This window comes from Vibrio sp. 1CM8B (assembly GCF_023161685.1).
Lineage (GTDB): Bacteria > Pseudomonadota > Gammaproteobacteria > Enterobacterales > Vibrionaceae > Vibrio > Vibrio coralliirubri.
Window position 1 is genome coordinate 839877 of record NZ_JALNTU010000001.1, and the last position, 24168, is coordinate 864044.

At 44.6% G+C, this 24168-nt stretch carries 26 protein-coding genes; 13 read left to right on the forward strand and 13 right to left on the reverse strand.

What is annotated here, in order from left to right:
• Nucleotides 1-149: 149 nt before the first annotated feature.
• Nucleotides 150-1811: a methyl-accepting chemotaxis protein gene (locus MSG36_RS03595; protein ID WP_081228950.1), complete on the reverse strand. Its 1662-nt coding sequence runs from the start codon at nucleotides 1809-1811 to the stop codon at nucleotides 150-152.
• 275 nt (nucleotides 1812-2086) lie between these two features.
• On the opposite strand from MSG36_RS03595, the gene MSG36_RS03600 reads away from it, so the two are divergent.
• From MSG36_RS03600 to dgcA, 5 genes are all read left to right on the forward strand, one after another.
• Nucleotides 2087-2599, forward strand: a complete 513-nt coding sequence (locus tag MSG36_RS03600; protein WP_017111519.1) for an RNA methyltransferase — start codon at nucleotides 2087-2089, stop codon at nucleotides 2597-2599.
• A gap of 87 nt (nucleotides 2600-2686) precedes the next feature.
• The gene (locus MSG36_RS03605) at nucleotides 2687-3523 is read left to right on the forward strand and encodes an SGNH/GDSL hydrolase family protein (protein ID WP_248366325.1); all 837 of its coding nucleotides are present in this window, start codon (nucleotides 2687-2689) and stop codon (nucleotides 3521-3523) included.
• Between the two features lie 55 nt (nucleotides 3524-3578).
• Entirely contained in the window at nucleotides 3579-4469 is an 891-nt protein-coding gene (locus MSG36_RS03610; protein WP_248366401.1) for a LysR family transcriptional regulator, read from the forward strand.
• Nucleotides 4470-4560: 91 nt separating this feature from the next.
• A complete protein-coding gene (dgcN, locus tag MSG36_RS03615; RefSeq protein ID WP_248366327.1) occupies nucleotides 4561-5568 on the forward strand; it encodes an N-acetyltransferase DgcN in 1008 nt (335 codons plus the stop codon).
• 57 nt (nucleotides 5569-5625) lie between these two features.
• Nucleotides 5626-6612 carry an N-acetyl-D-Glu racemase DgcA gene (gene dgcA, locus MSG36_RS03620; RefSeq protein WP_248366329.1) on the forward strand — a complete coding sequence of 329 codons (987 nt, stop codon included), beginning with the start codon at nucleotides 5626-5628 and terminating at the stop codon, nucleotides 6610-6612.
• Nucleotides 6613-6744: 132 nt separating this feature from the next.
• Here the strand turns inward: dgcA and MSG36_RS03625 are convergent, their stop codons facing one another.
• The 7 genes from MSG36_RS03625 to MSG36_RS03655 form a co-directional block, all read right to left on the reverse strand.
• Nucleotides 6745-6900 carry a DUF3012 domain-containing protein gene (locus MSG36_RS03625; protein ID WP_017061679.1) on the reverse strand — a complete coding sequence of 52 codons (156 nt, stop codon included), beginning with the start codon at nucleotides 6898-6900 and terminating at the stop codon, nucleotides 6745-6747.
• 240 nt (nucleotides 6901-7140) lie between these two features.
• Complete coding sequence (gene raiA, locus MSG36_RS03630) at nucleotides 7141-7497, reverse strand: ribosome-associated translation inhibitor RaiA (protein WP_048611638.1); 357 nt, start codon at nucleotides 7495-7497, stop codon at nucleotides 7141-7143.
• Nucleotides 7498-7835: 338 nt separating this feature from the next.
• The gene (locus MSG36_RS03635) at nucleotides 7836-8303 is read right to left on the reverse strand and encodes a hypothetical protein (RefSeq protein WP_248366331.1); all 468 of its coding nucleotides are present in this window, start codon (nucleotides 8301-8303) and stop codon (nucleotides 7836-7838) included.
• Between the two features lies 1 nt (nucleotide 8304).
• Nucleotides 8305-8712, reverse strand: a complete 408-nt coding sequence (locus MSG36_RS03640; RefSeq protein ID WP_248366334.1) for a hypothetical protein — start codon at nucleotides 8710-8712, stop codon at nucleotides 8305-8307.
• A gap of 60 nt (nucleotides 8713-8772) precedes the next feature.
• The gene (locus MSG36_RS03645) at nucleotides 8773-9267 is read right to left on the reverse strand and encodes a hypothetical protein (RefSeq protein ID WP_248366337.1); all 495 of its coding nucleotides are present in this window, start codon (nucleotides 9265-9267) and stop codon (nucleotides 8773-8775) included.
• 3 nt (nucleotides 9268-9270) lie between these two features.
• Nucleotides 9271-9741, reverse strand: a complete 471-nt coding sequence (locus tag MSG36_RS03650; RefSeq protein WP_248366340.1) for a hypothetical protein — start codon at nucleotides 9739-9741, stop codon at nucleotides 9271-9273.
• Nucleotides 9742-9763: 22 nt separating this feature from the next.
• Complete coding sequence (locus MSG36_RS03655; protein ID WP_248366342.1) at nucleotides 9764-10111, reverse strand: hypothetical protein; 348 nt, start codon at nucleotides 10109-10111, stop codon at nucleotides 9764-9766.
• 292 nt (nucleotides 10112-10403) lie between these two features.
• Between MSG36_RS03655 and MSG36_RS03660 the strand changes: the two genes are divergently transcribed.
• Entirely contained in the window at nucleotides 10404-10988 is a 585-nt protein-coding gene (locus MSG36_RS03660) for a hypothetical protein (RefSeq protein ID WP_248366344.1), read from the forward strand.
• Between the two features lie 414 nt (nucleotides 10989-11402).
• Nucleotides 11403-12833 (forward strand): Na+/H+ antiporter NhaC family protein, encoded by a 1431-nt coding sequence (locus MSG36_RS03665; RefSeq protein WP_050651371.1) that lies wholly within the window; start codon nucleotides 11403-11405, stop codon nucleotides 12831-12833.
• Nucleotides 12834-12950: 117 nt separating this feature from the next.
• Here the strand turns inward: MSG36_RS03665 and glgC are convergent, their stop codons facing one another.
• Entirely contained in the window at nucleotides 12951-14171 is a 1221-nt protein-coding gene (gene glgC, locus MSG36_RS03670) for a glucose-1-phosphate adenylyltransferase (protein ID WP_050651372.1), read from the reverse strand.
• Nucleotides 14172-14571: 400 nt separating this feature from the next.
• On the opposite strand from glgC, the gene ompW reads away from it, so the two are divergent.
• Together ompW and MSG36_RS03680 are read left to right on the forward strand one after the other, a co-directional pair.
• The gene (gene ompW / locus MSG36_RS03675; protein WP_248366346.1) at nucleotides 14572-15213 is read left to right on the forward strand and encodes an outer membrane protein OmpW; all 642 of its coding nucleotides are present in this window, start codon (nucleotides 14572-14574) and stop codon (nucleotides 15211-15213) included.
• 202 nt (nucleotides 15214-15415) lie between these two features.
• On the forward strand, nucleotides 15416-17233 hold the full coding sequence (locus MSG36_RS03680; protein ID WP_248366348.1) for a choice-of-anchor I family protein: 1818 nt from the start codon (nucleotides 15416-15418) through the stop codon (nucleotides 17231-17233).
• Between the two features lie 106 nt (nucleotides 17234-17339).
• On the opposite strand, the gene MSG36_RS03685 is transcribed toward MSG36_RS03680, so the two are convergent.
• Entirely contained in the window at nucleotides 17340-18059 is a 720-nt protein-coding gene (locus MSG36_RS03685) for an SDR family oxidoreductase (protein WP_004733012.1), read from the reverse strand.
• A gap of 210 nt (nucleotides 18060-18269) precedes the next feature.
• Between MSG36_RS03685 and MSG36_RS03690 the strand changes: the two genes are divergently transcribed.
• On the forward strand, nucleotides 18270-19175 hold the full coding sequence (locus tag MSG36_RS03690) for a LysR family transcriptional regulator (RefSeq protein WP_248366350.1): 906 nt from the start codon (nucleotides 18270-18272) through the stop codon (nucleotides 19173-19175).
• A gap of 47 nt (nucleotides 19176-19222) precedes the next feature.
• Here MSG36_RS03690 and MSG36_RS03695 read toward each other — a convergent pair whose 3' ends face one another.
• The gene (locus MSG36_RS03695; RefSeq protein WP_004733017.1) at nucleotides 19223-19561 is read right to left on the reverse strand and encodes a helix-turn-helix domain-containing protein; all 339 of its coding nucleotides are present in this window, start codon (nucleotides 19559-19561) and stop codon (nucleotides 19223-19225) included.
• A gap of 105 nt (nucleotides 19562-19666) precedes the next feature.
• Here MSG36_RS03695 and MSG36_RS03700 point away from each other — a divergent pair, with 105 nt between their 5' ends.
• Nucleotides 19667-20434, forward strand: a complete 768-nt coding sequence (locus MSG36_RS03700; RefSeq protein ID WP_248366352.1) for an SDR family oxidoreductase — start codon at nucleotides 19667-19669, stop codon at nucleotides 20432-20434.
• A 135-nt stretch (nucleotides 20435-20569) separates the two neighbouring features.
• Nucleotides 20570-21223 (forward strand): cupin domain-containing protein, encoded by a 654-nt coding sequence (locus MSG36_RS03705; RefSeq protein ID WP_248366354.1) that lies wholly within the window; start codon nucleotides 20570-20572, stop codon nucleotides 21221-21223.
• A gap of 98 nt (nucleotides 21224-21321) precedes the next feature.
• On the opposite strand, the gene MSG36_RS03710 is transcribed toward MSG36_RS03705, so the two are convergent.
• Nucleotides 21322-21960 (reverse strand): NAD(P)-dependent oxidoreductase, encoded by a 639-nt coding sequence (locus MSG36_RS03710; protein ID WP_248366357.1) that lies wholly within the window; start codon nucleotides 21958-21960, stop codon nucleotides 21322-21324.
• A gap of 154 nt (nucleotides 21961-22114) precedes the next feature.
• Between MSG36_RS03710 and MSG36_RS03715 the strand changes: the two genes are divergently transcribed.
• On the forward strand, nucleotides 22115-23011 hold the full coding sequence (locus MSG36_RS03715; protein WP_193841062.1) for a LysR family transcriptional regulator: 897 nt from the start codon (nucleotides 22115-22117) through the stop codon (nucleotides 23009-23011).
• A gap of 124 nt (nucleotides 23012-23135) precedes the next feature.
• Here MSG36_RS03715 and MSG36_RS03720 read toward each other — a convergent pair whose 3' ends face one another.
• Nucleotides 23136-23984 carry a hypothetical protein gene (locus tag MSG36_RS03720; protein ID WP_248366360.1) on the reverse strand — a complete coding sequence of 283 codons (849 nt, stop codon included), beginning with the start codon at nucleotides 23982-23984 and terminating at the stop codon, nucleotides 23136-23138.
• Between the last annotated feature and the right edge of the window lie 184 nt (nucleotides 23985-24168).

A 24168-nucleotide genomic window follows, 5' to 3' on the forward strand; every position in this document is an offset into this window, starting at 1 on the left:
ATGATGAATAGTGAGGGAGAGGGGGACTTTTCTGTTGGTCTTAAAATTGAATAACTCAAAAAGTTCGGGCTTCAGAATAGAGATTCTGAAGCCCGACGTGTTTTAGGGTTAAGTCGCGTTTGATTGCGGCTTACTAAACCGAAAATGTATTAGACGGTGAAACGATCTACTAAGTGGTACAGCTCATTTGCACGACTGTTGAGGTTTTGGCTACCTGTACGGTTTTGATTCGCGAGTTCGGCCGATTGTGAGCTTTGGTCAGAAATCACCACGATGCGTTGAGATATCTCTTGTCCTACAATATTTTGCTGTTCAGTGGCTGTCGCAATAAGCGAGTTCATGTCCATGATGGTATCAATCGACGCTTGGATCTTCGCCAGTGCTTCGGCTGCGGCATTCGCTTCTTCCACGGTTTGCGCACTTCGGTTTTGACTTGAATCCATCGCTTTCACAGCAGCATCTGAGGCAGCTTTAAGTTGCTCAATCATCTTGTGAATGTCGCCAGTGCTCTCTTGAGTTCGGCTTGCCAGTTTACGAACCTCATCGGCAACCACAGCAAAGCCACGCCCTTGTTCGCCTGCACGCGCCGCTTCAATCGCGGCATTCAACGCGAGTAGGTTAGTTTGCTCGGCAATGTCTTGGATGACCGCCAATGAAGAAGAGATGTTTTGTACATCGCCTTCTAAACGAGACACCACGGTGTTGGCTTCTGAGACTTCGCTCGCTAGGCCTGCCACCGAATCTGCAGCGGCGTTTACGATCTGTTGCGCTTCTTTGGCATTGCCCTCTGCAAGCTTTGCGGAATCCGCCGCTTGGCTAGCGTTGCTCGAGATCTCTTGAGCCGTTGTGGTCATCTCAGTCATCGCTGTTGCAACTTGTTCTGTCTCTTCACGTTGCCCTGTAGCAATCTCGTCGACCTGCGCAGCGCGAGAAGACATACTAGATGTCTCGGCTACTACTTGTTGCCCGACATCACTTACGCTGCGAATGATGGTTTGCAAGCTCGCTACAAAGGCATTGAAGTTCTCGCTGAGCTTAGTGAACTCGGGCGCTTTGAAGGTTTCCATTCGAGCGGTTAAGTCAGCTTCGCCACTCGCGAATGCGCTGATTGAACGATCAAACTGTTCGAGTGGTTGCATGATGGTACGGTTGACGGCAACGGCAAACACAGCAACTACTAGGGCAATCAAACCACAGAATATAGCGATGGCTGTCAATGAGCTTTGTAACGCGGCATTTGAGCTCTCTTTCATCTCTGCGATGACCGCATCGATGTCGTCAGTATAGAAACCTGTGCCTAGCATCAAGTCCCACTGGGGAACGAATATCGAGTAGCTCAGTTTCGGTAGGGCTTCTGATTGACCAAGTTTTGGAAAGTAGTAGGTGGTGAATTCACCAAGCTTTGAGTTCTTGATCAAATCACGAATAAGGTAGTTGCCTTTTTTGTCTTGCAGGTCGTAGTAGTTTTTACCAATACCATCGTTATTTTGCCCGACAACGACTCGAACACCTTTCGAGTCATAACCAAAAATATAGCCAGACTCACCATATTCTAACGTTCTTAATGTTGGTAAGGCTTCTTCTAATGTTGCACCTCTATCCAAAAATGGGCTGATCGAAGAGTAGGCCATTTGTAGATACGCTTTGAGTTCCTTTTCTTTCATCGCCATCATATTGCTACGCGTCGATTCAACTTGCTGTGCGGTTAGCTCGGTGCTCTTCATATACGTCACGCTCATCATGCCAATTGCCATTAGTAGCAAAGGAATGAAAGAGAGAATATAAAGGCGGTTTTTGATGGTTAGGGTCATGTCACGCTTCCTGTGTGATTATCTCATGCAATTTTCAACACATTATTAATGTGGTTTTAAAATGTAAATGGACTTGTTGTCGAATTGTTATCCAGAAATGTTTTTGTTTTATAAACATGATGGCGGTTAGGTTTTTGATGTTAGAAGCCTTGCAACTAGGGGCTTAATGACAAAAAGAGTGGTTTTTTACGATGCTTTTGAATTTGCCGCTGCTTTGGTAGAATGCGACGCTTTGTAGCACCCTGCTATGTCTATTCGTTAAGTGAGAAAGATTCATGAACAAAAGCCATGTGACTATTGGTTTAACTAATCCAAAGAGCCCGACAAACGTTGGTGCTGTTATGCGCGCGGCTGGTTGTTACCAAGTCGACGAAGTTAAATACACAGGGCAACGCTACGAAAAAGCCGCTAAATTTCACACCGATACCAAGAGTGCTGCGCGTACTATCCCACTAACGGGTGTCGAGTCGTTTTTGGATAACCTTGATTCAGAAACGAAAATTGTTTGTGTAGAACTCGCAGAAGGTGCAACACCACTGCCGCGTTTTAAACACCCAGAAAATGCCATTTATATCTTTGGGCCTGAAGACGGTTCAATTTCTCAAGATGTCGCCGACAGAGCAGATCACGTTGTGTATGTACCAACGGTTGGTTGCATGAACTTGGCTGCGACAGTTAACGTGTTGCTTTATGATCGCCTTGCTAAGTCTGATGAAATGGATGAGAGCAACGAGCTGATCAAGAAAAGCCGTGATAACCGTAATCATCTATTAATCAAAGAAAAGTAATTCTCTGCTTCTAGTGTTATCTATCCCGTACGCAATCGGATATTATCTTGAGTTCATCATCAGATAATTGAAGGGTTAGATAACACCATGGAAGACAAGCAATTACTTGCCGCGCTACAGCAACACTCTGTCCTCGATCTCTATCAGTTATTCCAAGAAGTTGGTCAAAACCGCTCTCTGTATGCATTACTAGAGAGGTTATCTTCCCTTAAAGAACATCATCAATTGAGCACTCGTCTTAGCCCTTTTAAGCCTCATATCGAAGGATTGCTGGCTCAATTTGATAGCGCCACGCCAGATAGCGAGATCCTCAAAGCGGTCGCTCTTCAGTCTGAGATTCAGCAACGAGGGCACAGTATGAGTCGTTACATCATGACATCAGATAATCATCGCCATTTTTCTCCAAATGCAGACCTAGTGATGTTTGGTGACTCGATCACCGAGTGGGCACCGTGGGCGGATATTTTCCGTGATATCTCGATGGTCAATCGCGGTCTAGCGGGTGATAACACAACAGGTATGTTACGCCGTATTGATACGACGTTGAATGTGAAGCCCAAGCTGGTTTGCTTTATGGCAGGGATAAACGATTTAGCTCAGGGTTATGATGTCGACCATATCTACCAGAACTACATTGATATGCTTAAGGTGTGGCAAGAAAATGATATTCGAATCTTGGTGCAATCAACGCTTTATGTTGGCTCTAAACTGCAAGGTTTAAATCCGTCGGTTGAACTGCTCAATCGCAAGCTAAGCGAGTACTGTTCCCAGCAAGGCATTACGTTCTTAGATGTGAATTCTGTATTGTCACCTAATCAGCTTCTTTCGAACGAATACTCATGTGATGACCTACATTTGAATGCTAAGGCTTATCAAGCTTGGGCTGAGATACTCCAACCTACGATAGAAGAGCTATTAAAATAAACTCACGCTAAAAGCCAAGCCCTAGATTTGTTTCGTGAACCATAAGGACATCAATGTGAACCTAAGACAGTTGGAAGTCTTCTACGCCATTATGCAGACCGGAACTGTATCTGGAGCCGCGCGCAGTTTGCATGTGTCCCAGCCTAACGTGACCCGTATTCTGGCGCACACCGAGCAACAACTCGGGTTTGGTTTATTCGAACGAGTTAAAGGTCGATTGGTACCAACGGTTGAAGCGAAGACCTTGCTACCAGAAGCGGAAAAGGTCTATCAGCAACTGGGTCAATTTCGCTCTTTGACCAATAAAGTAAAACAAGGCCATCAGCACCTGCGTATTGGTGCGCCTCCAATTCTGGCGACCAAATTGCTGACGCCAGTGATCGCCCAAATGTCTCGTGAACAAGAACTCTCTTTTGAGTTACTGACAGCCAATCGCGACGAACTGTGTGCAGGGTTGCTAAAACATGAGCTCGATATTGCTATCGCGTTTGGCGATGAAACGCCGCCTGCTATATTAAGTGAAACGCTATTAACCGAATCACTTAAGGTTTTGGTTCCTTCCAATACGGTTGATCATTTAGCCGCGGAATTAACGTTAGATGATCTGATCAATTATCCACTACCAATCATCGGGCTTGATAGCCGCGACCCATTAGGCCTCCTGTTACATCAAAGCCTTATTGCGAGAGATGAGCATTACCACCATCCGATATCTGTACGTGGGTATAGCGCAGCTGCAGAACTGGTCAAGTACCAAGCAGGTTTTGCGATTGTTGATCCGTGGACGGCAGAGCAATATCAAAATGACGACTCGGTTTGTGTGTCGCCACTTCAACCAGATATCCAATTTTCGGTATCGATGCTTTGCGCAGAGCACACCCCTCAGTCGATTTCCGTTAAGCAATTTATCGCTTCATTGAAGAACCATACTCACCCTATAACTTAAGGTTATAGGCTCGCCATAAATAGGCATTCGGCAGCTTCTAAGTTCTTAATTAAAGTAAATCCATACAAGGACTTATTAATTAGGAATGCTCATGTCGATCGCTCAACCTTACCTTCTTTTTCTTGGGGATGTTACTGACCTACTCGCCGCAAAAACAGCTCGCGGTATTCATCAATGGCGACCAGAAATCTGCTTAGGTCAACTGCGTTTAACTGACGATACCGTTTCACTGGGGTTAACGGACATGACCCTGCAAGAGGCACAAGCGCAGGGTGCGAAGACCCTAGTGATTGGCACCGCAAATCCGGGTGGTGTAATTCCTGATTCTTGGCAGTCAACCATTATGGCCGCTGCAGAAATGGGATATGAGATTGCATCTGGCATGCACCAACGATTGAGTGAATTTTCACCGCTTGCTGACATGCAGCAAAAAGGATTGACTAAGCTTCATGATGTACGCCATTTTGACGGTGTTCTTAATGTTGGTAACGGTAAGCCTCGTCAAGGTAAGCGCCTGCTTACTGTCGGAACAGATTGCTCAGTCGGCAAAATGTTTTCAGCTTTAGCTATCGAAAAATCGCTTAAAGAAGCGGGAACATCTGCTCAGTTTAAAGCGACAGGGCAGACGGGTATCTTGATTGAAGGCAGCGGTATTTCGATTGATGCTGTGGTTGCGGATTTTATTTCTGGCGCAGTTGAAGCAATTAGCCCTGATTTTACCGATCATGATTGGGACATCATTGAAGGGCAAGGTTCTTTGTTCAATCCTTCGTTTGCAGGCGTGAGTTTGGGTCTTTTACATGGTGCACAAGCTAACGCCTTAGTGTTGTGTCATGAAGTTGGGCGACCACATATTCGTAACCTTCCTCATGCTCAATTACCAAGCATAGAACAGACGATTGAAGCCAACTTGCAAGCGGCACGACTGACCAATCCAGACGCGAAGCTGGTGGGTATCTGCTTGAACACATCGGCGATTAGCATTGAAGATGCTGAGACATTGTGCCAAGAATGGACCACACTCTATCAAGTGCCGGTGACAGATCCAGTGCGCTTTGGTGTACAACACATTACTGATCATTTGCGACATTCACTTTAACGACTTCATCATTTCTACGTTTCCATTTGTTAAAGCGAACATCAACCGAGTGAAATTATGAAGATTACAGCAGAACCTATTACTATCGCGATGCAAACGCCTTTTCGCATCTCTCGAGGCAGCCGAACAGAGTGTCATGTTGTTCGCGTTTACATTGAACATAATGGCAAACAAGCGCAAGGCGAGTGTACACCTTACCCGCGTTATGGTGAGTCATCCGAGTCAGTGTTGGCGCAAATTCAACAAGCTGCTAGCTCTCTTGAAACGGCTTTTGAGCGTGGTATGACCGATCCTGAAGAATTACGAGATCATCTTCAGTCTTTATTGACTGGAGGGGCTGCACGTAATGCTATCGATTGTGCGCTTTGGGATTATCAAGCGCAGCAAAACGCACAGATCTTTCCGAATAGCTTGTTCGAGTTACCTAAGCAGATTGTTACCGCAATGACAGTTTCGATTGGCACACCAGAAGCGATGGCAACTCAAGCTCGAGATTATGTGGCGAACGGTGCGAAACTTCTAAAAGTGAAGCTTGATGGTGAGCAAGTGGTAGAGCGTGTACGCGCTGTCCGAGAAGCAGCACCAGAAGTTAAAATTGTACTGGATGCTAATGAAGCTTGGACTGGATTGAACCTCGAAGAGCTGTTCAATCAGCTGACTGAGTTTGATATCGCGATGATTGAGCAACCTTTACCACAACAGCATGATGCCTCGCTGGCACACATCAAGCATCCTATCCCACTGTGTGCTGATGAAAGCTGCCATACCACTTCACAGCTCTCATCGTTGTTGGGCAAGTATGAAATGGTCAACATCAAACTCGATAAAACGGGCGGCCTGACTGAAGCATTGGTACTTGCAGAAGAAGCCCAAAGGCTCGGGTTTACTCTGATGTCGGGCTGTATGCTCGGTACATCGTTGGCGATGCGTGCAGCTCTGCCTATTGCCGTTCAATCTGAGATCGTCGACCTCGATGGCCCAGTCTTACTTGGCCAAGATGTAACACCAGCACTGACTTATCGAGATGGGATGATTATTCTTTAAGTTCCTAACAAATTAGTTAGGTGTCTCTTCATACAAAAATCGCATAAGCGTTAACTTATGCGATTTTTTGTTTGCTTCATTTAGCAATTACGGTTTCGGGCGATATACTCTGAACAGCCCAATACAACCCGCCTAGAAAATACAGTGCTTGGCAAAATCGCCCGCTTCATTAGCCGTCCAGTCACCTTTAGGCTTTTCTTTCATATCGGCACACCAAGCTTCACTGCCCACTTCTGTACAAGCCATTAGTTGAGTGGCAAGGAAAAGTATCAACGCGATTTTCTTCATAATAAACATTCCGTTGTGGTCTAAATTTCTGCTTATAACTGTATCAAATACCACAAGTGATTGTTATAGCTGCTACGAACTTAAGGGCGTTAATAATGATGTGGGGTTGAGCTGAATTCGAGAGACGGTAAAGAAGGGAAGGTTTGCGTGGCTTTAAGATCGAAAAAGCCAGCAACATGTGCTGGCTTTGAAATTCTTAATAAGTTTCTATTCGTTATTTCGCTTTAACTACTTATCGAGTTAGACCAATTTCATCTCTTGGATGATGTCCGAAGCAATCTCTGGCTTCGTGCTTGTTGGTTTCTCGTGTAGGTCGGCTTTCAATTGTCCCTTACGGTTACTTAGGCCTGCTTCAAGTTTCTTGAGTGCTGAAGCGATAGCTGGGTACATAACATCGTCTGTAGATTTTGCTGTTACTCGTACACCTTCGTAGTTGGTGAATACTTCAACCTGATGTTGACCGTGTTCTTTAGTAATGATGATGTCGCAACTGATCAGTGATGGGAAATGGTTAGATATCTTCTCGAATTTACCTTCGATGTCTTTGCGTGACTCGTCGTTAATTGATACATGATGTGTTTGAACATTTATTTTCATAAATCATACCTTTCCAATGACTGTGTCATTTAAACGTAGCAAACATCGGATAGATTAACCAACTGAGAATTAGCACATGTGTGATTGACTTCAGTGTTATCAAATATTCTCTTGTTACTCCCTTGAAAGTCCGATGAACTGATCGCATATTATGTTTCGTGTTTTAGAGACATGTTCAAAAAAACTCCATCCTTGATAATTTGAGCTAACCTACAGCGAATTCCCAGTGAATCTCTCTTTATCGGTTTTATAATTCCGAACTTGTCACTCCATTGATTTTCTTTCCAGCTCACTCACTTTTTTCTTCTTTGATTAAAAACTCAGCTTAAGTTACTAATTTATAGACACTCAACTGCCCACTCCATATTGAAGTGAAACTCTCCTGCTGTGAGTTGAGACTCGGGTATAGTAATACGTGCTCGAATATCGACTTCTTTATTGGATGCAAGTTGATCGACAGGAAACTCGACGCCCTGACGCCAATAATTAATGTCGCCTTCATAACGAACCGGCGTCTCGACTTTGAATCGCACAAGTTCTGAAATACGAGACTCATCAATTGAGCCTAGGTCAATATGTTGCAGTTTGAGCAATAATCGAGAATCTTTGCGATTGGACTCCAGCTTGAGCGTGATGGCTCTGCCATCGTATTCTCGACCAAAACTCATCTCACCTTGGTTATTGATCACTTCTAAACCGCAGCGTTCTCTCACATGTTTTTTAAAGCTTAATGTTGAGTGGTTATTGGATGCCAATGTACAACTGGATAAGCTGATTAAAGTGAATGCGACAATCAATCGTAGCATGTTAGTTCACCATAACGCGGACAATAAAGTCCGTGACCGCTTGTTCAGTAACCGCCACATTACTGATGGTTTGCTTATCTTTGAGAGAGACCTGATAGCTTGAGCTCAGTACAATATCGGCATGATGATATTTGTATTCGACAATAAGATCGCACGTGACACGGTCGGTTTGCTTAATTTCGACGGTAGTATCGGTGTAGTTAACGCGACTTTCGGTGTCGATTAATTCGATACTCGACCAATCGATGTATTCAGAATTCGACAGTGCATCAAAGATTCGGCGTTGGTGGTTGTATGAGCCATCGACGCACATTTGATTGAAATGTTCGACTTCTTTCTTATCAAACCCGGTGCTCACGGCATAGGGCGCGATAAACAATATCGCCAAGAATAAAACTAGAGTTTTCATAGTGCCTCTGGGTCAGTAAGCCCTCGTGATTAAAGGGCTTACCGTGGGAGAGATGATGGGTTAGTTACACTCAATCTTCCATTTTGTTTTTACTTCGTAATCATCACTAGCATCGAGATTGCTTTCATCAACCGCAACACGAGCGAAAAGATTCATATTGTTATCTTCACGAATTTGATCCCGAGTGATGTCTACACCCGATTCCCAACTAACTGCAGATTGATCTAGCTCTGTTGTCCCCGTTGACTGGAAAAACACATCGCCTTTTTGAATTTGGCCGTTAAACGATTCGATTTTGATTTCTTCTGCTCGAACTTTGATTCCGTTTCTGTTGCTGACTAACTTTACAGTCGCGTGAGATTCATTGTAACTTTCGCCAAAAGCCAAGTCGGCTTGGTCTTCTGTTGCTTCTATCCCACATTGAGACTCGACAGATGCTGAGAATACAACATCACCTGTTTTGTCATCTTGATGGTCTGGTGGTTTGGCAAACGCCGAACCAGTGGCAAATACAGACATGGCAGCCAGGCCAAGTAATGGTTTTCTATTAAGCATTTTTTACTCCGAAAAAGTGGTATTGTTTTGTTCCATCTTCAGCAGACGATATTTCTCTGCTTCGATTTGTAATAGCTTTAGCTCATGTTCCGCTTGAGCTAGCTCTTCTAAACGTTCTCGCTCACGGAGCTCGAACTCGTAGAGTCGACGACAGTCAACTCGATCCTCACCACCAAATTGAAATGTTACAGCCGCGTATACGCCTGCCTCATCCTGATTTTGGTAGTAATAATTGTTGTAATAGCTGTCGCTATCTTCATTGCCGGTTGATCCATAGGTTCCGAACTGAACGGTTTTACCTGTGGAAATTGCTTGCTCACATGAAGCCCCTTCAGAGGTTCGAACTCGGTCGGTACCTGAAGGGTTAGATACACTCGGTATTGGGTTTGCCAATGCCGGGCTTGTCAGTGAAGCAATGGCCAATGAAGCGACAGCAAATAAAACGCTAAGTAACGCTTTGATTGTTCTCCGCATAATTGATACCGCTTGAATGTCGTTAATATCGTTGGAATTTAAGGTTTGTGCATACTTCGTAGCTGTTCGGGGAATCCGTCACCATGCGCGTACAAATCTTCTTCTTGGTTGTTTGAGTGGCTGGCGTCTTAACATTGATATCCAGCTCTATCTCTTGGTTTGCATCCAATTGGATCTTGTTTGGAAACTCTTTGTCATCAATTCGTAGGTAGTAATCCGCTTGTTTGGTGTAACGGTTTACCAATAAGAACCTGACTTGTGTTTTGTCGGAATAGGTTTGAAATTCGGTATTTTTCCACTTGTGCACATTTGCGTTTGCTAAGGAACTGCTCAGCAACAACGCGGCAGCAATGATGTAAATAGCCTTCATGAGAACCTCAAAATGATGATCGAGGTCTCATTTTAGGTTCGTTCAAAGACAGGACTTACCATTTTGCGCCACTGACATAAGGCTGACAGTACGGTAAAAATGAGTGATATTTTTTAGGTTGAAACTGAAGAGCAGCGAAACTAGGCGGGCCGAGCTGAAGTGGAAGGGCAAAGTAACTATTTATGATTTCATCACTCAGTATCACAATTACAAATATAAGACGCTGCAGTTTATTGAGGTATTTGTTAGTACGGGATACTCTAACAGCCATCTTCTATTTGGATCCATTATCATGAAAATGCCTGTTAAATTCGCTGCAATTGCAGCTTCCCTTTCTTTCGCTTTTAATGCTTTTGCTGCCCCAGTTGAATTTCAGAAGATCCCTGAGATCATGCAGCAATTTGAAACGGCAGAACTGTACGTTAAGAAGTCGGTCACCTTAGGCCGTTTACCAGCTGAGTCTGAAATTGGCATTGATTTTCCTACTTATGTTTCGGACGGAAAGGGCGGTTACAGCCTAGAGACAAACAACGTAATGGCAGATTCTGTTGTTATCGCAAGCATGCCGAAAGCGATTGTTGATGATGTTTTCAACCAATGGCTAGTACCTAAAGAGACGTGGATCAGCAGCTACGGTTCTTTGCCAACCTCGACCACTGAATTTAAGCCGTTTAAGCGTATTAAAACCATCAAAGCCATTAAGATTGATGCAGAAATGCTGGAGCTGTTAGGCAGTGAAGATGGCAACACGGCGATGATCAAAGTGAGCTGGGATGAGAAGGGAATGAAGGTCTATAAGGATGGCTACTTAGCAGATTATGAGTACGGGATTGCCCCTCATGAGATGCAAGAAAACTACGAATTAGCACCTAAGTAACTCGATTCGATTGCAGGAAAGCGCCTTGCTTATTAGTGGGCGCTTTTTTGTTGCTCACCAAAATATGACGAAACTCACACTTTTCTGACAATTAATGACTCGTTGTGCTAGTATGCGCCGCTTGTCTTTGTAATTGATAAAAAACGCATTACCAAAACAGACTTTTCTGTTTACCTGCTTGTAATGACCTCATTCAGTTTGGCCTGACTTGGCTAAACATCTGCATTTTGCTCGGACGCAAAGAGAGTAGTACTCACTACTTCACTATGTACATTTGAGAGCACCATCTATCAAAGGCCTTTTTGAAACAGCCTAAATTAGCGCGAACTTAGTTCAGCGTGAAGGGTTTCGTTTTTCCAAAAATCCCTCTCGGTGGCTAAGTGATCCTTAGTTGCTGACAAATAAGGAGTCTATATGACGACTACGGTATCCACATCCGTACCTACATCTCAAGCTGGTAACGCAGCGCCGACAGAGAAAGAAGTAAACCACCCGTTTCTCTCTTTGGTTATCATGGTGATCGTTGCTGCAATCGCAACTTACTTCATCCCTGCTGGTGAATTCGAGCGAGTGGTCATGAATGGCCGCACGGTTATCGACCCAGACAGCTACACACAATTGACCAGCAACCCAACAACATTAGCCTCTTTTTTCGAATCATTTTTTAAAGGCTTCAAATCCGCTTCTGGCGTGATGGGCGTTGTGGTATTTGTGGGTGGTGCTTTTGGCATTATCAAACACATGGGTCTATTAGACGCATCCGTTGTTGCACTAACCACTAAGCTAAAGAAGCAAGGCTTATACGTGATTGCACCTGTGATCATGACGGCGATCTTCTTCAACGTCACCTTCACCGGTATGCGTGAACTTGATGTCATCTTTATCTCTTTGATGATCCCGATCTGTATCAAGCTTGGTTATGACGCGATCACGGCACTTGGTGTTGTTTTACTGGCAAGTTGTGCCGGTTTCGCCGCCGCTTTGGCTAACCCTTTCTTTACGGGTATCGCACACACTATCGCTGAACTGCCTATGTATTCAGGCATGTGGTACCGCTTTATTGTTGGCATGTTCATGTTGCTAACGGGTGCGTGGTATGTACTTAACTACGCGCGTAAAGTTAAGCAAGATCCGACCAAAGGCTTGTTGCACGGTACGGGTTACCACTACGAATCTAACGTTGAAGCGAAAACACTGACCACACGTGAAAAGCTTGCGGGCATCGCGTTCTTGGGCGTGTTCGCATACATGATCTTCGGCACGTTGACGATGGGGTTCGGCTTCACTGAGATTGCGGGTGCATTCGTGGCGATGGCGATCATTCCGGGTTTGGTGGCGGGTTTATCTCCGAACAAGATCTGTGAGTACTGGACCAAAGGTGTTAGCGACGTATTGGTCGCGGTACTGATCATCTTTTTCGCTCGTTCAGTGCTAACCATTATGGAAGACGCGAAGATTGTTGATTCAATTATCTTCTATCTTGCACAGATCATTTCTGGTAGCTCTAAACTTGTGGCAGCTGCAGGGATCTACTTCTCGCAGGCTGCGATCAACCTGTTTATTCCGTCGGGCAGTGGCCAAGCGGTGATCACCATGCCAATCATTATTCCATTGGCAGATATTGGTGAAGTGACTCGTCAAGTGGCGGCACTGGCTTCTCAATTGGGTGATGGTATCTCTAACTATATTTACCCAACCAATGGTGGCTTGTTGGCGGTATTGGCTATAGCAAAAGTACCTTACACCAAGTGGGTTCGTTTCTTCTTACCACTGTTCTTGTTCTGGTCGGTAGGCGCTTTGATTTCAGTTGTGATTGCTCAAATGATTGAGCTAGGGCCTTTCTAAGGTTTCTGTTTAATCGAATACATGGACAGTTAAGGCTTAACTGAAGCCGTGTGAGTAAATAAGAAGGCAGCGAATTCGCTGCCTTCGTTTAAAGAAAAGCTACGCCAATGTCAAAGATTACTCTTCAAATTGGTAAGAAGAGGGCACCACAATCACGCCTTGTTTTGATATGTGGAAGCGTTTCGCATCGGCAAGGCTATCAACACCGATCTGGGTTCCATCTGGCACCTTAACGTTCTTATCGATGATGCAGTTTTGTATGTGGCAATTTTTTCCAATCTCAACATCTTCAAACAAAATACTATCAATCACAATCGCGGCATTACTGACTTTCACTTTAGGGAAGAAGATAGAGTTTTGCGCCGAGCCGCCTTCAATTACAACGCCATTCGCTATCATCGAGTTGATGAATATTCCTTGGTTACCTTCAACTGAAGCAATGGTTCGTGCGGGTGGCAGCTGCGGTTCGTAAGTACGAATTGCCCAATCAGGTTGATATAAATCGATAGGCGAAGCTGGCTTTAACAGGTCCATGTTGGATTGGTAATAAGAGTCGATAGTACCAACATCTCTCCAGTACGCATCTTGGGTCACTCGGCCTTCTTCATCCCCAAACTTGTATGCGTAAACACTGTTGTTGCCGACCAATTTCGGAATGATGTCTTTACCAAAATCGTGGCTTGAGTTCGGATCTTCGGCGTCCGCCAGTAGCGCTTGTGTTAGTACTTCTTTATCAAAGACGTAAATGCCCATTGAAGCCATGCTTCGAGTTGGCCTACCAGGCACACATGCAGGGTAACGTGGCTTCTCGGTAAAGTTATTGATCTCTAGAGATTCGTCTATCTCCATCACACCAAACTCTTTAGCTTCGTCAATCGAAACCTCCATGCAGGCCACGGTTAGGTCGGCCTCGTTCTTTTTGTGCTGCTTGAGCATTGGTGCGTAATCCATGCGATAGATATGGTCACCGGATAACACCACCACATGCTTGGCTTCACTCCGCGAAAGTAGATACAAGTTTTGATAAATTGCATCGGCAGTACCGCTGTACCAGCTATCACCGGTTCGCATTTGTGGGGGAACATTGGTGATGTATTCGCCGAGCTCGGGGTTAAGCACCGACCAACCATCTCTCAAATGTTTTTGCAAAGAGTGAGACTTGTACTGAGTCAGTACCAAAATTTGGCGTAGCCCGGAGTGTAAGCAGTTCGCGAGAGTGAAATCGATGATTCGATATTTGCCACCAAAGGGTACCGCAGGTTTTGCACGGTTATCAGTGAGAGGGGAAAGCCGAGAGCCAACACCGCCGGCCAGAACGATTGTTAGAGTGTCTTGCATGGTCAGAACCTCAATGTATTTATGATTATGAACATAGACTTGCAAGCACTAAGCCAAATGTAACTCATTGAATATTATACGAGGCGAGGTTGATTCTTGTTGCTCTGCACCAAAATGAAGCGTTCGAGATATTGGCTTGCTCTATTTTGATCCAAAGAGAGCTGAGCAAAGTGACGTGATTGAATTAACAAAATGACGCACGGAAAAGTTGCATTACAAAACTGTCAATAAAATGAAGGAATAAAGTGATCGGGTCGATATAAATTTACATAAATAATCACAATTTTTCACAAATTGATTTCCATCAATAAAGTAGGGTTATTCTATGCTACCTTGCACGCAAAATAAGAAATGATTACTCATTCACCAATAAAGATTAAGCCCCCAAAAGGAAATTATAATGAAAAAAACAGTATGTGGTATTGCGGTTATTGCGGCTCTTATGTCAACCAATGTTCTTGCTCATAAAGAAGGTGATTTCATCATCCGTGCAGGTGCAGCAACGGTATCTCCTAACGATAGCAGTGGCGCTGTGTTGAATGATCCAAATACAGAATTCTCTGTAGACTCAAACACTCAACTTGGTTTGACTTTTGGCTACATGTTTACAGATAACATCAGCTTTGAAGTACTAGCGGCAAGCCCATTTTCTCACAACATTTCTGCAACTGGTCTAGGTGAAGTTGCTGATACTAAACACCTACCACCAACGTTTATGGTTCAGTATTACTTTGGCCAAGCGAACAGTGACTTCCGCCCTTACGTAGGTGCTGGTATCAACTACACTGTCTTCTTCGATGAGTCACTAAATCAAGGAGCGAAAGATCTAGGTTTAAGCGACCTATCTCTTGATGACTCTTGGGGCTTAGCAGCAAACATTGGTATGGACTACATGATCAATGAAGACTGGTTCCTGAACGCATCGGTTTGGTATGCAGATATCGGCACTACAGCAAAATATAAGTTTAATGGTCAACAGTTCTCAACAGACGTTGATATCGACCCATGGGTATTCATGATTGGTGGTGGTTACAACTTCTAATCTCCCTATTCAGTTTACTAAAGGCGCTCAAGCATCAGCCAGCTTGGGCGCTTTTTTTTGCTTACTTGTTAATCGATCGCTCAACTTAACTCCCTGTTGTTATGAGTGAAAGAAACCTATTGTCATCATTTATTATTAATAAAAGAGAAAGATAAGTGTCATTAAAGCCTTCTATGATCGCGATTCAAATCATGGAGGATATATGAATCGTAAATTTAATAAGCTGACACTATTACTGCCTATCGCGGTAAGTTCTGCTCTAGTTGGGTGTTCTCAATCAACTTCAACATCACCAACGACTGCTACGCCATCTCAAACATCACTTGATGCTTTTAGCCTTCAATGCCAATCCATCGAGCAGCCAAGCGCTTCCAATGCTGAGGTAACCGGAATCAGCCTAGTTGGCCGTTCAATCGCCGACGCCCCGTTTGATACTTCTGCAGCCGAAATCGTCAGCTACGATTCATGTACCGACAAGCTTTATGTTGTGAACGCTCAAGCTCAGAAAGTTGATGTTTTATCAATGAACTCAGCTAGCGAACCAACATCTTCGGGTTCGATTGATCTTCAATCAGCGGCTGCAGCTTCTGGTATTGATATTGGTGCAGCGAACAGTGTGTCGACTCATCAAGGATTAGTTGCTGTCGCGATTGAAAATGCCGACAAGCAGCAAAACGGCATCATTGCACTTTATCGTTCAGACACATTAGAGCTGATCACTACTTATACGGCTGGTGCATTACCGGACATGGTGAGCTTCTCGAAAGATGGTCGCTACATTGCTTCTGCAAATGAAGGTGAGCCGAATGCGGATTACACTATTGACCCTGAAGGTACAGTAACGCTGGTGGATTTAACCAAGGGCCCGTTGCAAGCGACAGTCACTCAAATTGATTTCAAGGCATTTAATCAAGGTCAGCCTCGTCATGCAGAGTTGACCGACAAGGTTAGAATCTCTGCGCCGAATGCAACCGTTGCTCAAGATCTTGAACCGGAATACCTAACGTTTGCGGATAACGGAAAACTCTACGTTGCCCTTCAAGAGAACAACGCTTTGGCTGCGATTGATGTGGCGAGTGCACAAGTGGATGCGATTCTTGGGCTAGGCGGAAAGCCTTGGGATAACGCTAAGCTAGATGCGTCAAACAAAGACAAAAATATCGGTAATCTACAAAGCTACGCGATGTTAGAAGGCCTCTACATGCCAGATAGCATCACTAGCTACAGTGTTGATGGCAACACCTACATCGTGACTGCGAACGAAGGTGATGGTCGTGAATATGGCATCAAGACTACGCAAGAAATGTGTGATGAGAAAGGTTTTGAGTGGGATGGCGATGACTATCAAGGCACCGAAAACTACACCACAGAAAAAGACTTTAGTATCGCTTATGTCGATGAAGTGCGTGGCAAGAAGTTAGACGTTGACGCTAACCACCCATTAGCTGGCGCATTGAAAGACAACAAGCAACTTGCACGTCTTAAAGTGATTAAGCCACAAGAGACACTCGCTGCTGATCAAAAGGTTCAAGCATTCGGTAGCCGTTCTTTCTCTATCTGGGATGAGTCAGGCGAGCTAGTGTTTGATAGCGGCGATGATTTTGCTCGAATCGTACTTGAGCAAGATCCTGCAAACTTCAACAGCACCAATGATAACAACCAAAGCGGTGACGATCGTAGTGATGATAAAGGCGTAGAACCTGAAGCGATCGAAGTGGCTGAGATCAACGGCAAGCACTATGCATTTATTGGGCTTGAACGCCAAGGTGGCATCATGGTTTATGATGTAACTCAGCCTAAGAGCGCAAGTTTCATCAGCTACTTGAACAACCGAGATTTTACACAACCAGTGTGCACCAAGGTTGATGAAGACGGTGATTGCGACAACGATACTTACAACGCTAAAGCGGGTGATTTAGGCCCTGAATCAATTAAGTATTTCACTCGCTCTGGTAACCACTTTATTGCGGTTGGCAACGAAGTGAGTGGTAGCACATCAGTTTACCGCGTTGAGTTCTAATCTCGCTTATCGCTAACAATTAGATTGAATCAAAACAAAAGCGCCACTACTTATTCAGTAGTGGCGCTTTTTGGTTTATCGCTTATTTAGTAGCGATAGCAAAGGCCTATGGCTGTTGCTTAGTTGGTGCTAGAGCAATCTCACGGATACATACGTTCTGTGGTTGTTGGTAAGCGAATGATACAGCGCGAGCGATATCGTCAGCTGCCAATACGCCGCCCATGTCTTCTTTCCAAGAATCGTAACCGTCTTTGATCTCTTGAGATGTTGTGTGAGACAGAAGCTCAGTTTCTACAGCACCCGGTGCGATAGTGGTAACACGAACATTTGAAGCCGCCACTTCTTCACGAACGTTCTCAGAAATAGCGTGTACCGCGAATTTAGTACCGCAGTAAGCCGCGTGGCTTGGGAATGTTTTCTTACCCGCGATAGAGCTGATGTTGATGATAGTACCTGTGTTACGTTCCATCATCGGAGCAAGTACAGATTGCATGCCGTTTAGCAGACCAATTACGTTCACGTCGAACATTGTCTTCCACTCTTGAGCGTCTTGAGTATCGATTTGACCAAGAAGCATTGCACCAGCGTTGTTGATAAGCGCGTCCACAGGGCCAAATTTCTCTTCACCTTGTGCGATTGCTGCATCAAAAGACGCTTTGTCTGTTACGTCTACTTTCACTGATAGTGAGTTTGGTAGATTCAGCGCTTCAAGGCGGTCAACACGACGAGCTAAAAGTAGAAGAGGGTGACCTTCATCGCTTAGACGACGAGCGATTGCTTCACCAATACCAGAGCTTGCACCTGTAATTACGATTAGTTTTTTCATTTTATTTCCTCTGTACTTTTATTGCGTCGGTTGGCTACGACGTGTTGTTTAAGTGCATTCGAATCAAGTGCTTGTTGCCTTGCTTCGTTGCGATGGAGGTATATTAAGGAAAATAGTATTGTTGATATATAGCTCTTTACTTGAAACACTGTTGCTGTGGTGCAACAATAAAAGCGTCTATCTCATAACTTCATTAGTAAGCTGGCGACTATGCTCAATCAAATTAACCTGTCTGATATTCGCTCCTTCGTGCTTATCGCTCGCTTAGGTAATTTCACCAAAGCGGCTGAGGAGTTGGATGTGTCTCGTTCCCACGTATCACGCCAAGTGAGTAGCCTAGAAAAACAGATGGGAGTGACTCTGTTTATCCGCACCACTCGAACTTTAAGGCTGACGCACGCGGGGCAAGATCTGTACGCGAGATGTGAACAAGCCTTAGATAATATAGACCAAGCTCTGATTGCTGCTGTGGATGATGTCGAAGAAGTACGTGGCGACATAAAAGTAAACTGTGTTGGCGGTTATTTGGGTGAGGTGATCATCGCGGATCTGGTCAATGAGTTTATGCAGCTCTACCCAGACATCAGCATCAGCCTTGATTTCAGTAGTAACCGAGTCGATTTGATTGAAGACGCCTTTGATATCGCTTTTCGTATGGGGAGCCTAGAAGACGCGGGCTTTATCGCACGAAAGCTTTTGGACATTGAGATGGGAACACTCGCGAGCCCTGAGTATTTCACTCGCAAAGGGAAGCCAAACCATCCTAAAGACCTCATCCACCATGATTGCTTAACGGGGTCTGTGCGTAAGTGGAGCTTTCAAGCTTTGGATGACACTAAGAAAACGGTCGATGTTCATGTGACGGGCAGACTGCAATGTAAAAATGGGCGAGTGTTAGTACAAGGCGCTAAGTCGGGAAATGGGATTATTCGTGTTCCAACCATCTATTGCTTACAAGAGCTCAATGATGGGCAACTGGAGCAGGTGTTTGAAGAATGGGTGGTGCCTAAGGTCGACTTTTCAGCGATCTATCATCGAGACCGCTATCAACCGAGCCGAATTCGAACCTTCATTGATTTTGTAAAAGGCCGTTTTGAGCAAATGCCAGTCAGCTAAATGGCGCATGCAGTCCATTATTTGAAATAGAGCGGATTAGCGTGGGCTTACATCTCATCGATTTCGTTTTGTAGATTTTCCAGTTGATCCAGAATCAGTAAGAACTTCTCACCAAAGGGCGTCACTTGATACTCAACTCTTGGTGGCAGTTCGTTGAACATCTGCTTATCCAAAATCCCAAACTCCACATTTCGCTTCAAGCATTCATTCAATACCTTGGTCGATAACCCTTCGACCGAGCGCACCATTTCACCAGGGCGATTAATGCCATTTGCCAGTAATTGATAAACCGTTAGCGACCATTTACAGCCGTAGATGGTTTCGACCATGCGAGCGGAACGCTCTGGTGCAGATTTTCTTGAAAAAAAGTTTTCCTGATTTTTCATAAAGATGTACCAATAAGTACCTACCTAACCGATTTGTACTTACTATTCATAGTGTTAGTTCAAAGCCTAAGATTACCACGTTCACATGACTTAGGAGATAACAAAATGAACTTCACTAAAAATGGTATTGCAGTAGTAATCGGTGGCACAAGTGGTATGGGCTTTGAAACAGCGAAGCAGTTAGTCGCTCAAAATATCCATGTACTGGTTGTCGGCAATAACCCAACTAAGTTAGATAAAGCGGTGTCAGAATTGCAATCGTTGGGCCACGCTTCTGGTTGGCAAGCTAACCTTTATGATGATGCAAGTGTGTCTCGCCTTATTGCGCATTTAGAGTCGCTCGAAGAAGGCATTGGCTACCTTGTGAATGCTGCGGGTTACTTCAACCCTAAAGCGTTTATTGAGCACCAAGAATCTGATTACGAGCAGTATATGCAGCTTAATAAGGCAACCTTCTTCATCACTCAAGCTGTTAGCAAGTTGATGATCAAAAACGGTGGCGGAAACGTGGTAAATGTAGGCTCTATGTGGGCGAAACAGGCAATCAAAGCGACGCCATCTTCTGCCTATTCAATGGCTAAAGCTGGCCTGCATGCTTTAACGCAACACATGGCGATGGAGCTTGCAGACTACAATATTCGTGTGAATGCGGTTTCTCCAGCAGTCGTTAAAACGCCGATTTACGAATCTTTCATCAAACCTGAAGAAGTGGATCAAGCGCTAGAAGGGTTCAACGCGTTCCATCCTATTGGTCGAGTTGGTTTGCCGAAAGACATCGCTAATAGCATCTCTTTCTTACTGTCAGACAGTGCAGATTGGGTAACGGGCGCAATCTGGGATGTTGATGGCGGTGTGATTGCTGGTCGTAATTAATCAGGATTCTTTTTAGGTGGCTGTCGCGCAGGCAAAATAGCAGCGAGATAGCCTCCTTGATCAGTATTCGCGTAGAATAGAAACGAGAAAGACAACAATAATAATTAAAACGATAACAAGAGTAAGGTCGCCAATATGTTCAACATGGACTTTTCAAAGAGACTGGTTATAGAAACCGAGACATTAGATTGGGTCGCGAGCCCGGCCAAAGGGGTTTGGCGTAAGCCGTTAGAAAGAGAAGAGAAAGAATCGGGCCACACGACCAGCGTGGTGAAGTACGATCCTGACTCTTCGTTTTCTGAGCACCCACATCCGCAAGGTGAAGAGATCTTCGTATTAGAGGGTGTTTTCTCCGATGAAACGGGTGATTTCCCTGCTGGCACTTATATCCGTAATCCGCCGGGCAGCGCGCATTCGCCATCCAGCAAAAATGGCTGCAAGATCTTGGTTAAGCTCAACCAGTTTGACGCGAGAGACTTAACTCAAGTTCGCATTAATACTTTGGAAACCGAATGGCTTCAGGGTATTGGCGGCTTACAAGTGATGCCACTGCATGAGTTCGAACACGAGCATGTCGCGTTAGTGAAGTGGCCGGTTGGCGAACGTTTTCAGCCGCATCGCCACTTTGGCGGTGAAGAGATATTTGTACTTTCTGGCACCTTTAAAGACGAACATGGTGAGTATCCAAAACACACATGGATGCGCAGCCCTCACATGAGCGAGCATTTCCCTTATGTGGAAGAAGAGACGGTTATCCTAGTGAAAACAGGTCATTTGCCACTGATATGATGATTATCTCGATAAGTAAAATAGAAAGCCGCTTACTAAAAGTCAGCGGCTTTCTGCTTTCTAGTGCCTATTGAGCTTACCTAATACACATTTGAGCATTAGTAAGCAACACCAATACGTTGGCGCGGGAACTTGCCAGCTTCGAGCTCATCAATCATCGCAATAGCGTAATCGCTGACTGAAATTTTGCTGTTACCATCTTCGTCGGTGAGCAGTTGATCGCCACCAGTGCGGTAGGTCGATAGTTTCTCGCCCGGGAATATTTCTGCGGCAGGGCTAACGAACGTCCAGTTAACTTCGCTATTAGATTGCTTGAACACTTCAAGAGCTTCGCCCTGTGCTAGCGCTTCGTTTTTGTAATCCGCAGGGAAGTCAGGAACAGTCACTAGCGGTACGTTTGGCGCTACTTCTAATGAGCCAGCTCCGCCAACCCAAAGTAGGCGATCGATACCGATGCTCGGTAATGTTGCGAGCAATTTAGTTGCTGTGCTTTTTACGATGTCGTGATTACCTAGAGCGCGTCCGCCAATCGAAGTAATTACTGCATCAACGCCGAATAGTGCGCTTGCTAGATTTGCGGCTTCGTCTTGTAAATCAAATGAACGAACTTCAATGCCTTGGGTTTCTACGCGGTTTGCATCTCTTACAACAGCAACAACTTCATGTCCGCGAGCTTGAGCTTCTTGAGCGATGTGACTACCAATCCAACCTGATGCACCTAATACTGCAATTTTCATAATGTTTCTCCAATTATCTAATTTATTGAGTCTGTTTCTCGACAGCCATTGCAGTCTAATAGCTCACTAGATTGCGATAAATATCGTAAAATGATGTAGATTGTATCTATATAGTTAACTAATAGGCTTGGTTCAGTGGATAAGGGAAAGTGTGATGGATAGATTGACGGCGATGCGTAGCTTTGTTGAAGTCGCAAATTGTGCCAGTTTCACTCAAGCAGCAGAGCATTTGGACATGAGTCGGTTGCAGGTTTCGCGTCATGTTCAAGAGATAGAAGGGTGGTTAAAACAGCGGTTGTTGCACAGAACGACTCGTAAGGTGAGTTTGACGGCGGCAGGGGAAATTGCGCTGCAACGTTGCGAGAAAATACTCCATGAAACGGCGGAGTTAGAAGTGACCGCGCTTAATCAAACCGATGCTCTTTCCGGAATTATTCGCATAGCTGCTCCGATTGGTTTGACTCAGCACATGTTGTTGGATGTGGTTGAACAGTTCACAGAACTTCATCCCAATATCACGGTAGAACTTTTTGCTTCTGACCGTTTTGCTCAGCTGGTGGATGACAGAATCGATATTGCGCTGCGTTATACCGATCAACCTGACGATAGCTTGATTGCTCGTAAGCTAATGGAAATTGATTCGGTGGTGTGTGCATCGCAAGCTTATTTAGACAAACATGGTCAACCTAAAACAGTCGACGAGCTTCGACAGCACAATTGTTTCCGCCATTTGAGTGTTTCTAAGTGGGATTTCGTTAAGGATAATCAGCATTTTTCGGTTGAGGTGTCTGGCACTATCAAAGCTAATGATGTTGGGGTATTAACCCGCGCTGCACAGCATGGTAAAGGGGTTGTTCGATTGCCCTGTGATTTAGCCAATCCACTGATTGCGGATGGCAAATTGAAACGAATTTTGGATGATTTTGTTTCACCGAGTAGTGTGCTGTGGGCGGTGTATTTGTCTCGTAGTTATCAGTTGCCTGTAGTTCGTCAGTTCATTGATTTTGCCGCAGAAGCTTGGTCTAGTGATATCAAGTCTGGCGATGTTTGAAGTGGCATAAATGCTTACCCACATAAATCTACAACCCATAAATACAAAAATCCGATATCAATGGTGATATCGGATTTGAACTCAATAATTCAGAGTTCCAGCACGCTCTCCTCTCACGAAGTCTTTACATGTAATGATGTACGGATAATCGGGTATTTATCACCTTTTCGTTTACGTCTGGTAAAGGCTGATACAAGCTTCTAGTAATGTCGGATAATACTTGGTCGTAAACTTGCGACACGACGCTAGAAATATCACTGGTTAATTCGTACATGCTATCTGCTGGTTGGGTCGCTTCAGTGCTTGATGCAATCTCGGTGAGTGCATGCATCGCACGTGTGCAAATAGGTGATCCACTGCTGATAGGGCAGATAATCGATAATTGGTTAAGTTTACGGTGTGTCTGAGATGCGTAGAATTTGAATCTCGCGTACTCCTCAGGCCTTTCCATATCAGGTATGCACATGCGTAACTTGGTCAGGATCTCCATGCAGTCTAAGATCTGTTGCCAATTCATGTGATACTCACGGCTCATGTCTTCTCGTTCAGACTGAATCAGCCAGATGATCATCACTTCATCCATTAAGAACATGCTGTGACGTATCGTTTTGCCATGAATCGATTGGTTACGCACCAAGCTACGGTTTTGCCAGTCGCTGTGCATGGCGATGAGCTTGAGGTGATAGATGCGATACATAGGGCGGCTATCAAACGACACATGGGACTGAAGCAGTTCAGATACTTCAAGTATGTTGTCGTAAATCTCGTTCACTTTACGAATCGAGTCACTAGACAATTTATATGCTAGAGCGTAATGCGTTGCTGCGCGGTGTTTGCGTGATAACAACAATAATTCTCTAAGCAGAACTAAGGTTTCAAACCGGTGTGATAGCGCTGTTTGTCTCTTCCTTGAGAAATGAAACAGGGCCGCAAGTACTAATAGGGATAAACCCACTGAAATAACTACAAACATATTCAACTCCTAATATTTGTATACCTACTTAGTGGTAGTGCAGACACCGTGCCAAAATAAATAAATGTTACATTTCAGTTGCTTATGATTTATCTGTAATTATGGATGATCAATAATGGTGCATGAGTTCACCATTCGAGTGAATGTTTCTCATATTTTGCAGGATTTTTTGAGAGGTTAGTCG

Coding starts and splice junctions, on each gene's coding strand:
- MSG36_RS03695 (WP_004733017.1), bottom strand. CDS start 19,561: ATGAAAAATCAGGAAAACTTTTTTTCAAGAAAATCTGCACCAGAGCGT.
- MSG36_RS03720 (WP_248366360.1), bottom strand. CDS start 23,984: ATGTTTGTAGTTATTTCAGTGGGTTTATCCCTATTAGTACTTGCGGCC.
- MSG36_RS03625 (WP_017061679.1), bottom strand. CDS start 6,900: ATGAAGAAAATCGCGTTGATACTTTTCCTTGCCACTCAACTAATGGCT.
- dgcA (WP_248366329.1), top strand. CDS start 5,626: ATGAAGATTACAGCAGAACCTATTACTATCGCGATGCAAACGCCTTTT.
- MSG36_RS03715 (WP_193841062.1), top strand. CDS start 22,115: ATGGATAGATTGACGGCGATGCGTAGCTTTGTTGAAGTCGCAAATTGT.
- ompW (WP_248366346.1), top strand. CDS start 14,572: ATGAAAAAAACAGTATGTGGTATTGCGGTTATTGCGGCTCTTATGTCA.
- MSG36_RS03710 (WP_248366357.1), bottom strand. CDS start 21,960: ATGAAAATTGCAGTATTAGGTGCATCAGGTTGGATTGGTAGTCACATC.
- MSG36_RS03680 (WP_248366348.1), top strand. CDS start 15,416: ATGAATCGTAAATTTAATAAGCTGACACTATTACTGCCTATCGCGGTA.
- MSG36_RS03650 (WP_248366340.1), bottom strand. CDS start 9,741: ATGCGGAGAACAATCAAAGCGTTACTTAGCGTTTTATTTGCTGTCGCT.
- MSG36_RS03640 (WP_248366334.1), bottom strand. CDS start 8,712: ATGAAAACTCTAGTTTTATTCTTGGCGATATTGTTTATCGCGCCCTAT.
- MSG36_RS03605 (WP_248366325.1), top strand. CDS start 2,687: ATGGAAGACAAGCAATTACTTGCCGCGCTACAGCAACACTCTGTCCTC.
- MSG36_RS03645 (WP_248366337.1), bottom strand. CDS start 9,267: ATGCTTAATAGAAAACCATTACTTGGCCTGGCTGCCATGTCTGTATTT.
- MSG36_RS03655 (WP_248366342.1), bottom strand. CDS start 10,111: ATGAAGGCTATTTACATCATTGCTGCCGCGTTGTTGCTGAGCAGTTCC.
- MSG36_RS03595 (WP_081228950.1), bottom strand. CDS start 1,811: ATGACCCTAACCATCAAAAACCGCCTTTATATTCTCTCTTTCATTCCT.
- MSG36_RS03705 (WP_248366354.1), top strand. CDS start 20,570: ATGTTCAACATGGACTTTTCAAAGAGACTGGTTATAGAAACCGAGACA.
- MSG36_RS03635 (WP_248366331.1), bottom strand. CDS start 8,303: ATGCTACGATTGATTGTCGCATTCACTTTAATCAGCTTATCCAGTTGT.
- MSG36_RS03660 (WP_248366344.1), top strand. CDS start 10,404: ATGAAAATGCCTGTTAAATTCGCTGCAATTGCAGCTTCCCTTTCTTTC.
- raiA (WP_048611638.1), bottom strand. CDS start 7,497: ATGAAAATAAATGTTCAAACACATCATGTATCAATTAACGACGAGTCA.
- dgcN (WP_248366327.1), top strand. CDS start 4,561: ATGTCGATCGCTCAACCTTACCTTCTTTTTCTTGGGGATGTTACTGAC.
- MSG36_RS03600 (WP_017111519.1), top strand. CDS start 2,087: ATGAACAAAAGCCATGTGACTATTGGTTTAACTAATCCAAAGAGCCCG.
- MSG36_RS03690 (WP_248366350.1), top strand. CDS start 18,270: ATGCTCAATCAAATTAACCTGTCTGATATTCGCTCCTTCGTGCTTATC.
- MSG36_RS03685 (WP_004733012.1), bottom strand. CDS start 18,059: ATGAAAAAACTAATCGTAATTACAGGTGCAAGCTCTGGTATTGGTGAA.
- MSG36_RS03700 (WP_248366352.1), top strand. CDS start 19,667: ATGAACTTCACTAAAAATGGTATTGCAGTAGTAATCGGTGGCACAAGT.
- glgC (WP_050651372.1), bottom strand. CDS start 14,171: ATGCAAGACACTCTAACAATCGTTCTGGCCGGCGGTGTTGGCTCTCGG.
- MSG36_RS03665 (WP_050651371.1), top strand. CDS start 11,403: ATGACGACTACGGTATCCACATCCGTACCTACATCTCAAGCTGGTAAC.